14 protein-coding genes are annotated in these 13,544 nt (G+C 44.7%); 5 read left to right on the forward strand and 9 right to left on the reverse strand.

Translation table 11 applies throughout. From position 1 onward, the window contains the following. Positions 1–41: 41 nt before the first annotated feature. The 3 genes from Q4592_RS11895 to Q4592_RS11905 form a co-directional block, all read right to left on the reverse strand. Complete coding sequence (locus Q4592_RS11895) at positions 42–782, reverse strand: ABC transporter substrate-binding protein (protein WP_303513211.1); 741 nt, start codon at positions 780–782, stop codon at positions 42–44. Further along, positions 770–2,443 (reverse strand): ABC transporter substrate-binding protein, encoded by a 1,674-nt coding sequence (locus tag Q4592_RS11900; RefSeq protein WP_303513619.1) that lies wholly within the window; start codon positions 2,441–2,443, stop codon positions 770–772. The genes Q4592_RS11895 and Q4592_RS11900 overlap by 13 nt, the downstream gene beginning before the upstream one ends. Before the next feature lie 82 nt (positions 2,444–2,525). Beyond that, on the reverse strand, positions 2,526–3,419 hold the full coding sequence (locus Q4592_RS11905) for an acyltransferase (RefSeq protein WP_303513212.1): 894 nt from the start codon (positions 3,417–3,419) through the stop codon (positions 2,526–2,528). A gap of 169 nt (positions 3,420–3,588) precedes the next feature. Between Q4592_RS11905 and Q4592_RS11910 the strand changes: the two genes are divergently transcribed. Further along, complete coding sequence (locus Q4592_RS11910; protein ID WP_137673496.1) at positions 3,589–4,020, forward strand: HIT domain-containing protein; 432 nt, start codon at positions 3,589–3,591, stop codon at positions 4,018–4,020. Between the two features lie 40 nt (positions 4,021–4,060). Beyond that, positions 4,061–4,318: a hypothetical protein gene (locus tag Q4592_RS11915; RefSeq protein WP_303513216.1), complete on the forward strand. Its 258-nt coding sequence runs from the start codon at positions 4,061–4,063 to the stop codon at positions 4,316–4,318. A 5-nt stretch (positions 4,319–4,323) separates the two neighbouring features. Here Q4592_RS11915 and Q4592_RS11920 read toward each other — a convergent pair whose 3' ends face one another. The 5 genes from Q4592_RS11920 to gmk form a co-directional block, all read right to left on the reverse strand. After that, positions 4,324–5,943 (reverse strand): methyl-accepting chemotaxis protein, encoded by a 1,620-nt coding sequence (locus tag Q4592_RS11920; RefSeq protein ID WP_303513218.1) that lies wholly within the window; start codon positions 5,941–5,943, stop codon positions 4,324–4,326. Positions 5,944–6,065: 122 nt separating this feature from the next. Continuing rightward, positions 6,066–6,779 carry a tRNA (guanosine(18)-2'-O)-methyltransferase TrmH gene (gene trmH / locus Q4592_RS11925; RefSeq protein ID WP_303513220.1) on the reverse strand — a complete coding sequence of 238 codons (714 nt, stop codon included), beginning with the start codon at positions 6,777–6,779 and terminating at the stop codon, positions 6,066–6,068. A 10-nt stretch (positions 6,780–6,789) separates the two neighbouring features. Next, entirely contained in the window at positions 6,790–8,901 is a 2,112-nt protein-coding gene (gene spoT, locus Q4592_RS11930) for a bifunctional GTP diphosphokinase/guanosine-3',5'-bis pyrophosphate 3'-pyrophosphohydrolase (RefSeq protein ID WP_303513221.1), read from the reverse strand. A gap of 110 nt (positions 8,902–9,011) precedes the next feature. Next, positions 9,012–9,287: a DNA-directed RNA polymerase subunit omega gene (rpoZ, locus tag Q4592_RS11935; RefSeq protein ID WP_137673491.1), complete on the reverse strand. Its 276-nt coding sequence runs from the start codon at positions 9,285–9,287 to the stop codon at positions 9,012–9,014. A 73-nt stretch (positions 9,288–9,360) separates the two neighbouring features. Continuing rightward, entirely contained in the window at positions 9,361–9,987 is a 627-nt protein-coding gene (gene gmk, locus Q4592_RS11940; RefSeq protein ID WP_303513225.1) for a guanylate kinase, read from the reverse strand. 254 nt (positions 9,988–10,241) lie between these two features. Between gmk and ppk2 the strand changes: the two genes are divergently transcribed. Together ppk2 and ung are read left to right on the forward strand one after the other, a co-directional pair. After that, positions 10,242–11,021, forward strand: a complete 780-nt coding sequence (gene ppk2, locus Q4592_RS11945) for a polyphosphate kinase 2 (RefSeq protein WP_303513227.1) — start codon at positions 10,242–10,244, stop codon at positions 11,019–11,021. Between the two features lie 66 nt (positions 11,022–11,087). Then, complete coding sequence (gene ung / locus Q4592_RS11950; RefSeq protein ID WP_303513228.1) at positions 11,088–11,747, forward strand: uracil-DNA glycosylase; 660 nt, start codon at positions 11,088–11,090, stop codon at positions 11,745–11,747. Here the strand turns inward: ung and Q4592_RS11955 are convergent. After that, a complete protein-coding gene (locus Q4592_RS11955; protein WP_303513229.1) occupies positions 11,744–13,042 on the reverse strand; it encodes a GGDEF domain-containing protein in 1,299 nt (432 codons plus the stop codon). The two genes, ung and Q4592_RS11955, sit on opposite strands and share 4 nt — an antisense overlap. Positions 13,043–13,231: 189 nt before the next feature. On the opposite strand from Q4592_RS11955, the gene Q4592_RS11960 reads away from it, so the two are divergent. Further along, positions 13,232–13,519, forward strand: coding sequence for a peptidylprolyl isomerase (locus Q4592_RS11960; protein ID WP_303513232.1), 288 nt, complete (start codon positions 13,232–13,234; stop codon positions 13,517–13,519). Positions 13,520–13,544 lie beyond the last annotated feature (25 nt).

Below are 13,544 nucleotides of genomic sequence, written 5' to 3' on the forward strand. Positions count from 1 at the left end.
GCTAATAAAGCAGCCTTATGTGGCTGCTTTTTTTATGGGTGTTATAAACCTAAATCTACCTGATATTGCTGTTCATATTGACTTAATACTTGACCTATTTGGCCGCTTTTTTGTAGTTGATTAAGGCTTTTTTGCAGCTTGTCTAATACCCCTAAGTCACTGTTTTTGTTGCACGCTATGGCCCGCAACGCGCTATAAAAATGGTACTTTTTCGGTGAGATGTCTAAATCAAACTGTTGGCGAATATAGGCCGCAGACAGAATGTCGCTGGCCCAAGCACCGGTGCGGTGGCGGGTAAGTTTTTTGGCACTGTTTAAGTTGGTTTTAGCCAAATCAACCGTAATTGAAAAGCTAGTGAGGTATTCACCTACACCGCTGCCAGAATAGCTGCCAATGCGTAGCTTAGTTAAATCATCAAGACTGGCTAAGTGTTTAGCATGCAACTTACGCTGGTAAATAGCATAGCGACTAATAAACATTGGGCTTATCCAAATAAAAGAACTCTCTCTAGATTGCGTTCGTTCAATAGCAAATACACATTGGTTTGCGGAATCCAAGGCTACCGCGTAAGCGCGTTTAAGCGGCAGTAAGTGCAGCTCTATGTTTAGTTGGCTATGTTGTCTTAGTAGTTTAAGAATATCGATGCTGATGCCTGTGACGCCTTCATCGCCTTGAGAGACATAAGGTGGATCGATATAAGTATTAAATACTAAGTCGCTGGCTCTAAGCATTTGACTGGAGAGCAATAGGCTGGTTACCAACAACTTAACTAGGGTTGCCATTGTTTAATCAACTCCGAGTAAGCGAGGGTTTTGCCAGGCGGTTTTTCATTTTCCAATTTGGGTTTTGGTGAGCCAGGGTGGGCTAGCCATAAGGCTTCGTTTTGGCTTGAGATTAGCTTAGGGCTACAAGCGCCTCTGGTTTCATGGCCTATTTTAGCGAGCGCTGCATCCATGCTTTTGGCTAACTCTTGCATGATTTTACTTACATCTTCCTTTTGGTCACTGGCGCGGCCTATGTATTGCCACCATAAAGCCGATAATGCGGGATAATTGGGCACATTAAGCCCGGTTGGGGTCCATTCGTTACGCGCGTTACTTTGATAAAACTCAACTAAGCCCCCTAACTCCTCGGATCGCTGAGTAAACTCTGGAGACATAATATCGCTTTCACGAATAGGAGTTAGCCCTACCATGGTTTTACGTAAAGATACCGTTTTGGCCACGTTGAACTGGGCGTATAACCACGCTGCTTGCTGGCGTTTTAGCGGAGTAGATTTGAGTAAGGTCCATGCGCCTACGTCTTGGTAGCCTGATTTCATGCCCGGCTGCCAGTAAGCGCCGCGTGGTGAAGGTGCCACTCTCCATAAGGGTTTGCCATTGTCGTCGGTAATGGATAAGTCTGGGTGACTTAAATCGGCAGTAAAGGCGGTATACCAAAAAATTTGTTGGGCAATATGGCCTTTAGCGATTTCTGCACCGGCTTCACTAAAGGTCATTTTTTGTGCTTCTGGTGGAGCGTAGCGCACTAGCCAATCTACGTATTTTTGTATTGCGTAAATGGCTGCTGGCGAATCCAGTGCGCCACCGCGTTTAACGCTGGCTCCTACTGGGCGGCAACCATGACGGCGAATTCCCCATTCATCAACAGGAAGGCCGTTAGGCAAGCCTACATCACCCATACCCGCCATAGATAACCAAGCATCAGAAATGCGCCAGCCTAATGAAGGGTCGCGTTTACCGTAGTCCATATGGCCATACACTTTATGGCCGTCAATCTGTTTTACGTGCTTGCTAAAAAACTCTGCGATGTCTTCATAAGCCGACCAATTCACTGGTACCGCAAGCGGGTAGCCATAAATGGCTTTAAACTGTTGCTGCAGTTCTGGGCGTGCGAACCAATCTTGGCGATACCAATATAGATTGGCAAATTGCTGGTCGGGTAGCTGCAGTATTTCGTTATAAGGACTAGTGGTAAAAGCTAAGCCAATAAAGTCATTCACATCTAGGCTGGGCAGGGTGACTTGTTTACCTTGTTCACGCATAAATTCACTTAAGCTGAGAACTTTGTTTGAGCGAAAATGACCACCAATTAAATCGCTATCACTGACATATATATCGTAATAGTTAATGCCTAAATCCATTTGGCTTTGCAGCTTTTTTACCACATCGTCTTCGCTGCTAAGTTCGTGAATCACTTTAATGCCAGTGAGTTGGTAAAACAGTGGGGCAATCACGGTGGCCTCATACCAGTGAGTATTGATACGCTCGGAGATGGCGCGAATAGTTATACCTTGAAAGGGTTTGGCGGCTTGTTTAAACCAAGCAAGCTCTTCAATTTGTTGTTGTTGGCTGAGGCTGGATGGACGAAACTCATTAAGCCAAGGGCTATAATCTTCAGCCCAGCTAGCATTAATAAAGCAGCACAAGAACAACAAGATGATACGCAAGTTGTCTCTCCCTAACAGTTCACTCCTATAAAAATAGCAGTAAAATCAGGCTGTCATGGCTGCAAATTGGCGGCAGTTAGTTTTTTAGTACGGATTGTAGATACTGATCTTTGTTTTGCCATGTGTCATCTAGCCACAGTTTAAATTGGCGTTTGAAGTGTTTGTCTTGCAGGTAGTCGCCCCGTAATTCGTTGCCAATGCTAATGGTGTCTATTTTTATCACCACTTTATCTAGCCGGCCTGCCAACAAAGCCTTAAAGGGCGGGTGTTGCTCGGTAGTGCCTGGATAGGCCAAAGTAACATCAATAATCTGGTCAAATTGTTCGCCTAAAGCGGAAAGCGTGTAAGCAATGCCCAATGCTTTGGGAGGTAATAGATGCTGATAAGTACTGTGATTTTGTTGTTTGCCTTGAGTAAATCGCGTGCCCTCGACAAAGTTAATCACAGTGGTGGGACTGTTTTTAAACTTTTCACAAGAACGTTGAGTAGAGGCTAAGTCCTTACCGCGCTTCTCTGGGTGCTTAAGCAAGTGCTGGCGTGAGTAGCGGCGCATAAATGGCATATCTAGCGCCCAACAAGCCAAGCCCACAAAGGGTACATACAAAAGCTGTTGTTTTAAGAAGAACTTAGGCATGGGAATACGTGAACCAAAAAGCATGCATAACAACACAATGTCGGCCCAGCTTTGATGGTTGCATATCATCAAATACCAGCTGTTTTTGTTCAGTTGGCTGTTATCTTCAATAACAAACTCTGTGTTGTTTACTAGCCGAAAAATTCCACGGTTTATTTCACTCCAACACCACATTAGTTGGTTGGTGGCTTTTCCTATCATTGGGTATAGCGGCTTAGGCAGTAGCAGTTTGATAAGGCCACAAACAATAATCAATGAGCCCACTAAGGCGGTATTGATAATGGCTAAACTTGCTGAAAGCAATGTTAAAAAAGGTGTAGGCAAAAAACGTAACATAGTGATCGATATAGCTCTATAGATAGCCTAGGGCCGGTAGTTATTGAGATTTAAATCAGCTTAAATTATGGTTGGCGCCATTCTAGCATTTTTTTTGATAAGCGAAACGCAGACCACTGTATAGTAACTGTCATTGAACGCTGTTTAGTTTCACCATTAGGATTGCCACATGAGTGAGTTTGTTTTACACCCCCAACTGCAAAAAGACGGTATTTGGCTCGGCGATTTTGAGTTGTCTCGAGTATTGCTGATTAACGATAGCCAATTTCCATGGTTGGTTTTAGTGCCAATGCAAGATGATATTGGTGATATATATCAATTAGATAGTTGCCAACAGGCGCAGTTTTGGCGAGAATCTAAACGCTTGAGTGAAGCGCTTATCAAACTTTATAAGGGAGATAAGCTTAACTTGGCTGCCTTAGGTAATATGGTGCCACAGCTGCATGTTCATCACGTAGTTCGTTATCATAATGACCCGCTTTGGCCGCAGCCTATATGGGGAAAATTACCCGCTAAGCCTTACAGTGAGCAAGAAAAAGCCCAGCAAGTGGCTCAATTACACCATGCTTTAGCGCCACTTTGGCAGTTAAAAGCTGAATAGCACACTTTGGTGCACTAAATAAGAACAGTTAGGGAGAACTATGAACGGTTTTTGGAAAGGGTTATTCATCATCATTTTGGTGATGCTAACGGTAAGGTGCGACACCAATAGCTCTTTATACAAAGCTGAAGAGAACGGCATCCGTTTAGAAGCGCCACGATTCTTAGTCACGCCATTTATCTGGGTAGACAAACAAGTTGGTGAACCCATCGTGTGGGGCTACAACTCGCCGTTTGCCGATGATTACGAGTTTAAATATGCTAAGGCTAGAGAAGACGACGCTCCTCCAGCCGAATAGTTAGTTTAGCTAAAACGGAGGTTTTTGAGGTGTAAACTCAGAGCCTCTGCAACACCACTTAAGTGACTATGCACCTGTTGGCTTTGCTGCGCCGCTCCCGCATTTGCTTCGCTACCGTCGCGCAATACAACAATATTTTGTGCTATTTCATCGGTGGCCTGGCGCTGTTGTTCGGTCGCCACTGCATTGTGTTGGTTGCGTTGCTCTAACCCAGACACCATTTGCTCAATTTGTTCAATTTGCTGAATATTCTTCTGAGCTTGCTCGGCCTGCTGCGCTAAGCCATTGGTGGTGCCAACAATCTCTGTTTCAACTGTTTCCGATACTTGCTGCAACTGCCCAATGGTTTGCATGATTTCTTCGGTTGATTGTTGAGTACGTGAGGCTAAGTTACGCACCTCATCTGCGACTACGGCAAAACCACGCCCTTGTTCACCCGCTCGAGCGGCCTCAATAGCGGCATTAAGCGCTAACAAGTTGGTTTGTTCAGATATAGCATTAATCACATCAATCACTGAGCCTATATTTTGGCTGCACTCACGTAACTCTTCTACTGCAGGTTTGGCTGAGGCCATTTGCTGCGAAAGTTGGTTAAGTTGCTGCACGGTGTTGAGTTGTTGCTTTAAGCTTGTTTGAGCAAGCTCTACAGTTTGTTTGGAGACTTGAGCCGTCTCGGCACTATTACTGGCGACCTCTTCCACCGAACTGTTCATTTCAGTCATGGCGGACGCAATTTGGTCGATTTCGCCAAATTGGGTTTGAGTATTTTGGCGAGTGGTATGAGTGGCTGAGGCTAGCTCAGTATTGGCATCCAGTAAGTTGTCGCTAGAGGCTTTTACATCTTGCAGTAAACCTTGGGTTTGTTGGCGTAGGCTTTCTAGTTTTATACCAATCTCTGATAACTCATTATTGCCTTCAATATGAATGGAATGGTTATAGTTACCCGCCGCTAGGTGGTCAATGGCGCTGGTTAATTGGGTCATTTGTCGCTTTAGACTGCGGCTGATTAACACTCCCACTATGCCAAATAGACCAAAAGCGCACACAAGGCGTAGTAAGGTGAATAAGTACACACTGTTAAGTTCGTCTTCGATTCGGTCAATGTATACGCCGGTGCCAATGATCCAGTTCCAATCATTAACTTGTTTTACATAAGACAGCTTAGCGTGCATCACTTGCGTTTGCGGGTGTAAAAAGTTGTATTCAACTGCGCCTTCGCCACTGCTTCTCACTGTATCGCGCATCGCTTGCCAGTGAGCTAAACCCTTGGCATCACGCACTTGGCTCATATCTCGGCCAATGCTGGCAGGGCGAATTGGGTGCATTAATAGTTTCAGGTCTAAGTCATTCACCCAGAAGTATTCATTGCCTTGGTAACGCAGTTTTGCCAGCGCTGCTAGCGCTTGCTGTTGGGCTTCTTCGCGTCCCAGGGTGTTTTGCTGCTGTTGGTAGTGTGATACTAGGCTGGTGGCTAAATCTAAGTTGGTGCTAAGTTGAGTTTCGTAGCTTTGGTAGAGTGTTTGCTTAAGTGTTTGGGTATTGGTCCATGATTGAATACACACTACCAGTAGCACTAGCGCTGAACTAAGTAGAAATAGATGGGGTATTTTTATTTTACTGAACATAGTTTCACTTCTCGATTTAAGTGCAACTATGTTCAGATAAGGTTGATGTTTTGGGCTTAATTTAGATCAATTTACTAACAAGTTTAAAATCAAATTAAAGTAATAACTCTAATTTGTATCATTTACTCATCATCTAAGTGATCCCAAGCCTCTTTGCTCATTTGCATTTTAGCCCACCAAGCATCATTAGCGATAATTTGGCCTTCATCATCAATTTGCGGAATCGGCAACCCTTTGCGTCGGCAAGCTTCTGCAAAAATCGGGTGACCGCCTTCAAACATAATTCGGTTTTGCTCTTCTGCGGGTACTGAACTTGGGCCTTGATACATCTTGGCATTTTCGCGTTGGCGCTGTGCTTCATACAAAATGAGGGCGCTGGCTACCGATACATTTAGCGACTGAACCATGCCCACCATTGGCACAATAATATCTTGGTCGGCCAAGCTTAAGGCTTTATCAGAAATGCCGTATTTCTCTTGGCCCATTAAAATGGCGGTAGGCTTGGTATAGTCTATTTCGCGAAAATCCACGGCGCTTTCAGACAAGTTGGTGGCAAGAATTTGCATGCCACTGTTACGCATTTGAGCCACCGCATCGTCAATGTTTTCGTGGTTATGTACGTTAACCCAGTTTTGGCTACCAGTGGCAGTGCCGCGGCGCAATTCGTCTTGGTAGTTTTCCCATACCGCGTGTACGTGGTCTACCCCTACTGCGTCACAGGTACGCACAATCGCCGATAGGTTGTGGGGTTTATGCACATTCTCCATACAGATGGTTAAATCGGTCTGGCGGGCATCTAACATTGCGCGAATGCGTTGATAGCGTTCTGGTGTCATGGTGTTCTCGTTACTTGTTTCTTAAGCGCACTACGCGTAATACCTCAGGCATTACCCTAATTTTACGCATGATATCGGCAAGATGAATTCGGCTATGCGTGGTTACCAGTAAGTCAACGGTATAAACCCGCCCCTCTTTTTCTTCGGTAACAATGTTTACAATGTTGGCGCCAGTGGAGGCCACTACATTGGTTAAACTGGCCAAAATACCTTGGTGGTTTACCATGTCGATGCGCATTTCAGTTTTGTATTCAGCTTCAGCTGCAGCATCTTTCGACCAATCAACGTTGATGTAGCGATCAGGTTCTTTTTGGTAACCACTAATGTTTTTACAGGCTTCTAAATGCACTACTAAGCCTTTGCCTTGGCTAATGTGGGCTACTACTGGGTCGCCAGGGATTGGGCGACAACAATTGCCGTAGGTAAGCAGTAAACCTTCGGCGCCTTGAATGGCAATTTTGCCTTTGCTCTGGTGGCTTAGTTCATCGGTGTTGCCCAACAGGCGGCGAGCTACCACAATGCTCATGGCGTTGCCTAAGCCAATTTCTGCCAGTAAGTCATTTAGCGACTCAGCTTTTAAATCTTTTAATACTTGTTCTAAAGATTCAGGGTTTATCTTGTCTAACTTTACGCTGCCTAGGGCATGGTTTAGTAAGCGACGGCCTAGGTTTACCGATTCTTCACGGCGTTGGTTTTTCAGTAATTGGCGGATTTTACCGCGCGCCTTACCGGTTACCACAAAGTTTAACCATGCCGCATTTGGGCGAGCGCCCGGAGCGGTAATTACTTCAATGGTTTGGCCGTTGCTCAGTGCTTTACTTAATGGGAACGGATGGCGGTTTACCCGCGCGCCAACACAGGCGTGGCCAACGTCGGTATGCACCGCGTAGGCAAAATCTACCGGGGTTGCGCCAGTAGGCAATTCAATAATCTTGCCTTCAGGTGTGAAAACGTAGATCTCATCAGGGAATAAATCGGTTTTAACGTTCTCAATAAATTCGAAAGAAGAGCCGGCACTTTGCTGCAGCTCTAACAAGCTTTGCATCCAGCGTTGAGCGCGGATTTGCGCGGTGGTGCTTGAGCTTTCGTCAGTTTGTTTATAAGACCAGTGAGCGGCCACACCTTTGTCAGCCATTTGGTCCATGTGTTCAGTACGAATTTGTACTTCCACTGGCACACCATGCGGCCCAACTAACGACGTGTGAAGGCTCTGGTAGCCGTTAGCCTTTGGAATGGCTACATAATCTTTAAAACGGCCTGGACGTGGCTTATAGAGGCTGTGGCTTAAGCCTAAAGCCCGATAACAGGTGTCTAGGCTGTCTACAATGATACGAAAAGCATAAATATCCATAACTTCATGGAATTGCAGCTCTTTGCTAACCATTTTTTTGTAAATGCTGTAGAGGTTTTTTTCGCGACCACTTACATCGGCTTCAATGCCCGCTTCTTCAATGCGACCTTGCAGCTCTTGATGAATGCCGTTGATCAGCTCTTTGCGGTTACCGCGGGCATTTTTCACCGACTCTTTTAATACGCGGTAACGCATTGGATAAAGCGCTTCAAAACCAAGCTCTTCCAACTCATTCTTAATGCTATGAATACCTAAACGGTTGGCAATCGGTGCGTAAATCTCTAGCGTTTCGCGCGCAATACGACGACGTTTATCTGGGCGCAATGACCCTAAAGTACGCATGTTATGGGTGCGGTCGGCAAGTTTGATAAGGATGACGCGGATGTCTTGCACCATCGCCATCATCATCTTACGGAAGTTTTCTACCTGCGCTTCTTTTTTGTCTCGAAACTTAATTTTGTCGAGTTTACTGACACCTTCTACCAAGTCGGCAATTTCGGTACCGAATTGTTCTTGAAGTTGTTCGTAAGTTACTGGCGTATCTTCAATGGTGTCGTGCAGCACGGCGGCGGCAAGTGTTTGATGATCCAGCTTTAATTCAGCAAGAATGCGGGCAACAGCCAGCGGGTGAGTAATATAAGGTTCGCCGCTAGAGCGGAACTGACCTTCATGGGCATCTTTGCCCAATATATAGGCGTCACGTAATAGCGTTACGTGTTCTTCGCTTAAGTAACTCGAGGCGACTTCGCGCAGGCTTTCGAATAAGTACAAACATTACCTCATCAGCGGAGGAGCGCAGAAATAGATATGATTGAATGGAATTATGGGAGTTTTACCGTGCAGAGTAAACCCAGCACGGTAATTTTATAGACGGGTACGGACTAGATGCGTTTATCGGCGATAGCGGCAACGGCTGCCAATTCGGCGGCTTCACGTTCCTGACGTTCCTGACGGTCTTGAGCATCCATTGTTTCTGTGGTGATCAAACCTTCTTCAATTTCACGCAAAGCGATAACGGTTGGTTTGTCGTTATCTACTTCAACTAGAGGGTCTTTGCCTTCTACTGCGATCTGACGCGCGCGACGTGCGGCGATAAGGACAAGATCAAAGCGGTTGCCGACTTGTTCTACTGCATCTTCTACTGTTACTCGTGCCATGCACAGCTCCGTTGACTAAAAATGACGCAAGATCCTAGCCGATCTTATGATGATTAGCTAGCATTTAACGTGATTATTTCGATAAAAGTTCATCTAACAGGTCGCGGTGTTTAGCGGCTTGCTGACGGGTTTGTAATCTTTGTCCAGTAATAATGGCGGTAAGCTCACTTAATGCTTCGTCAAAATTACTGTTAATGATTAAGTAATCGTACTCATTATAATGAGACATTTCACTTTCTGCTTCGTCCATGCGCTTCTTGATAACATCAGGGCTATCTTGTCCGCGCATGTGTAAACGATTCTCTAATTCTTCGCGGCTAGGCGGTAAAATAAACACCGATACCGCTTCTGGCATCATTTGTTTCACTTGGCGAGCACCTTGCCAATCAATGTCTAAGAATACATCAATGCCTTCGGCCAAGGTTTTTTCAATGGTATGGCGAGAAGTGCCATAAAAGTTGCCAAATACTTCAGCATATTCAAAAAATGCTTGTTCGCTAATCAGCTTTTTAAATTCAGCGTGGTCAATAAAGTGATAGTGATTACCATCAATTTCACCGGGGCGTGAAGCACGCGTGGTATGAGATACAGACACTTGAGCAGGATAAGCGCGGTGGCGAGAAAGGTAAGCATTGATCATGCTTGATTTACCTGCGCCGCTAGGGGCTGAAACGATGTATAAAGTGCCGGTAATTGCCATGTTGAATTCTTAACGAATGTATAAAGGCGCCTAAGGTTACCATTTTGTGGTTTTTTTTAAAGTACCCGCGCTTGGAAAATCGCCGGCTAATCCTATGATTCTGTTTGTTTTTGTATTGCTAAGCGTTTTTCGTGGCTTGATTTGTGGCAAATGGCTGTGTAGCTGCTAAATTTAACTCATTGTATTAATTCATTTTTGTTTTTATTTGGCAGGCGGCTAGTGCTTGCTTATCAACATTAAAGGTGAGTTCGTTTATGGCAGCTAAAATCGATAAGAAGTCTTATGAAAAACGCTTGGCAGAATTACAGACTGAGCTGGTGAAATTGCAGCAATGGGTGGTTGCCGAAGGCCTGAAAGTAGTGGTGATTTTTGAAGGGCGTGATGCTGCGGGTAAAGGTGGCGTGATTAAACGGATTGCAGAAAAGCTTAACCCTCGGGTTTGCCGAATTGCAGCCTTACCTGCCCCTAACGAACGCGAGAAAAGCCAATGGTATTTTCAGCGTTATGTGGCACATTTACCGGCGGCGGGTGAAATAGTACTGTTTGACCGTTCTTGGTATAACCGAGCTGGTGTAGAGAAAGTGATGGGCTTTTGTAGCGACCAACAGCATCAAGATTTTTTGCGTGCCTGCCCTGAATTTGAGCGAATGCTGATTCGTTCTGGCACTATTTTGATTAAGTATTGGTTTTCGGTTTCCGATGAAGAACAAGAGAAACGGTTTTTAGAGCGTATAGAAAACCCCATGAAACGCTGGAAGTTTAGCCCCATGGATTTAGAGTCCCGCTCCCGCTGGGTGGCTTATTCACAAGCTAAGGATGAAATGTTTGCTTATACCGATACCAAGCATTCGCCGTGGTGGGTGGTTAATTCAGACAATAAAAAAAGTGCGCGGCTAAATTGTATTAGCCACTTTTTATCGCAAATTGATTACCAAGATTTAGAGCATGCCGAGATTGTATTGCCGCCGATCGACAAAAAAGATTATGTGAGAGTACCGATTAACGAACAAAGTTTTGTGCCAGAGCGTTATTAGTTGAGGTTTTGTCTTGGCTAAAGGGTATTATTAACCGGTATTTTTAGAGATAACATTGGTGATTACGTGGCAACTTGGCAACACTTGTTCGAGACTGAGCAACAGCAAGAATACTACCGGCAATTACTTTCTCGAGTAGCTGCTGAACGTGAATTGGGTAAAGTTATTTACCCGCCCGAGTCACAAGTCTTTGCTGCCTTTGATGCCTGCCAATTAGAGCAGTTAAAGGTGGTCATTCTTGGCCAAGATCCTTACCACGGCAAAGGCCAAGCGCATGGTTTGAGTTTTAGTGTGGCCGAAGGCCTTAAAATCCCGCCGTCTTTACGTAATATCTACAAAGAGCTCGCCGCCGATATCTCTGGTTTTGAGATTCCACAGCATGGCAACTTGAGTGCTTGGGCTAATCAAGGCGTACTGCTACTAAATACCGTGTTAACCGTGGAACAAGCTAAGGCTCATTCTCATGCTAAATTTGGTTGGGAAACCTTTACCGATGCTGTGATTAAGCAGATTAGCCAGCAATGCCAAGGTGTGGTGTTTTTGTTGTGGGGAGCGCATGCGCAAAAGAAAGGCAAGGTTATTGATACCACCAAACACCATGTATTAAGTGCAGTGCATCCCTCGCCCTTATCGGCACATCGTGGTTTTCTGGGGTGTGGGCACTTTTCTAAAACTAATCAACTATTAACACAGCAAAACAAGCAGCCGATTAACTGGCAAGTTTAGCTGGCTAATTGAGAGCGATTTCGGCCGCTATCTTTGGCCTGATACAAAGCCCCGTCGGCTCGATTGAATGCATGATTAAAAACTTCATCTTTATTTATTCGGGTTAAACCAATGCTCATGCTGAGTTTTATGTGTTGTTGCTTACCTTGGTTAGACAGTAAAAAATCCTGCTGATAAATCAGTTCGCGTAAACGTTCAGCAAAGTTAAAGGCATCTACTTCATGTGGGTGTTGCGATAGCAATACAAACTCTTCTCCACCCCAACGAGCAAAAATATCTTGGCTACGAATGGCCGAACTAAGTTGGCGTGCAAAAAAGCGTAATACTTCATCGCCGTTGTTATGGCCATAGCGGTCGTTAATTTGTTTAAAGTGGTCAATATCAAAAACAAACAAATAGTGGTTTTCGCCGGTCAGTGGATGTTCTTCAATGCTATTTAGTAAACCACGACGATTAAGCACACCTGTGAGTTGATCGTTACTGGCGCTATGTTTTAGCTCATCTACATCTTGTTCTAAGGTGTGTATGGATTGGGTTAAGCGCTTTTTTTGATGGAGAATATAACGGCAAAACTCAGCGCTAAAGTACGCTAACCAGATGAAAATAATACTGGCATACAGGCTCTCGTTACTGATCCATTTACCTTCCGCTTCTACCTTGAACAGCTCTATCTTATACAAACCGTCTGCTGCTGTTGAGGGGATATCAAAAGAGATTTCTTTAATCGAGGAAAAGTCTAGCCGGAAGTCTTCACGCGATTGGTAAAAGCGGTTTAGCCACCAAGCGGGAATAGAAAACTGGCTAAGCTGGGCGCTGGCTACTTGATGAAGCTCTTTTTGCTCAAAATAAGTGAACATAAATTTAGCGCTAGATAAATCGTTGCCGTTGGTTGCTTCTGTACCGCGCATAAAAAAGCGTAACTCGGTGCTTGGGCCTTCAAACACTACGTCGACATTAATATTGTCGTAGTCGCTAAGGTCGATGTTACGTAAACCTAAGTATCTATCGCCGGACTCATCTTCTGCCTGAGAATGGTACTTAATGCTTACTCCGCAGTATTTGGCCGGAATGGCGCTATCTTCCACGTCACACACCAACTCTTGGTTATTGGTAAGCCAATAAGCGTAAGAATTACCGCCACTGTTTTTGTCGGAAAAAAGATCCAGCATCATATCTGCTCGAGGATAGAGCTGCAGCTTTTTACTGGGTAACCATTGCACTGCCACTAACACCGACAAGGAGCCAATAATTAAGGTATTACGTATCCACGACCAGTAATTGGAATGTTTGTTCATTCACACCTTATTGATTTAATGAATAAAGCAAATTGATATTATTAAAATATTAATTGGATGTGGCTGAGAATAATGTGAGCTAATAAGTTAATTAAGCTTTTACTTACGTTTTTTGTTTTTTATCGCTCAAAGTCTAGTCCAAACTTTGGGGGCGCGGTATAACTTCCACAAAATCACTTCGGAGGACTTATGGCAAAGGCAAAGGCGCGCGCCAAGCACATTATTGTTAGCTCAGAAAAGAAAGCCAATGAGATAGTAGAAAAGCTCAACAAGGGTTCTAGTTTTGAAGCCATGGCGGCGCGATTTTCTTGTTGTCCATCGGCCAAAGACGGCGGCGATTTGGGCGAGTTTGTGAAAGGTGAAATGGTAAAAAGTTTCGATAAAGCGGTGTTTTCTGGCCCGTTAAACCAAGTATTAGGGCCAGTAAAAACGCAGTTTGGTTATCACTTGATTAAAGTAACAGAGCGCTGGGATTGAACGGTTTACTCCGTGAGGTACTCAG

Origin of the sequence: Agarivorans sp. 1_MG-2023 (genome assembly GCF_030548385.1) — a bacterium.
GTDB lineage: Bacteria > Pseudomonadota > Gammaproteobacteria > Enterobacterales > Celerinatantimonadaceae > Agarivorans.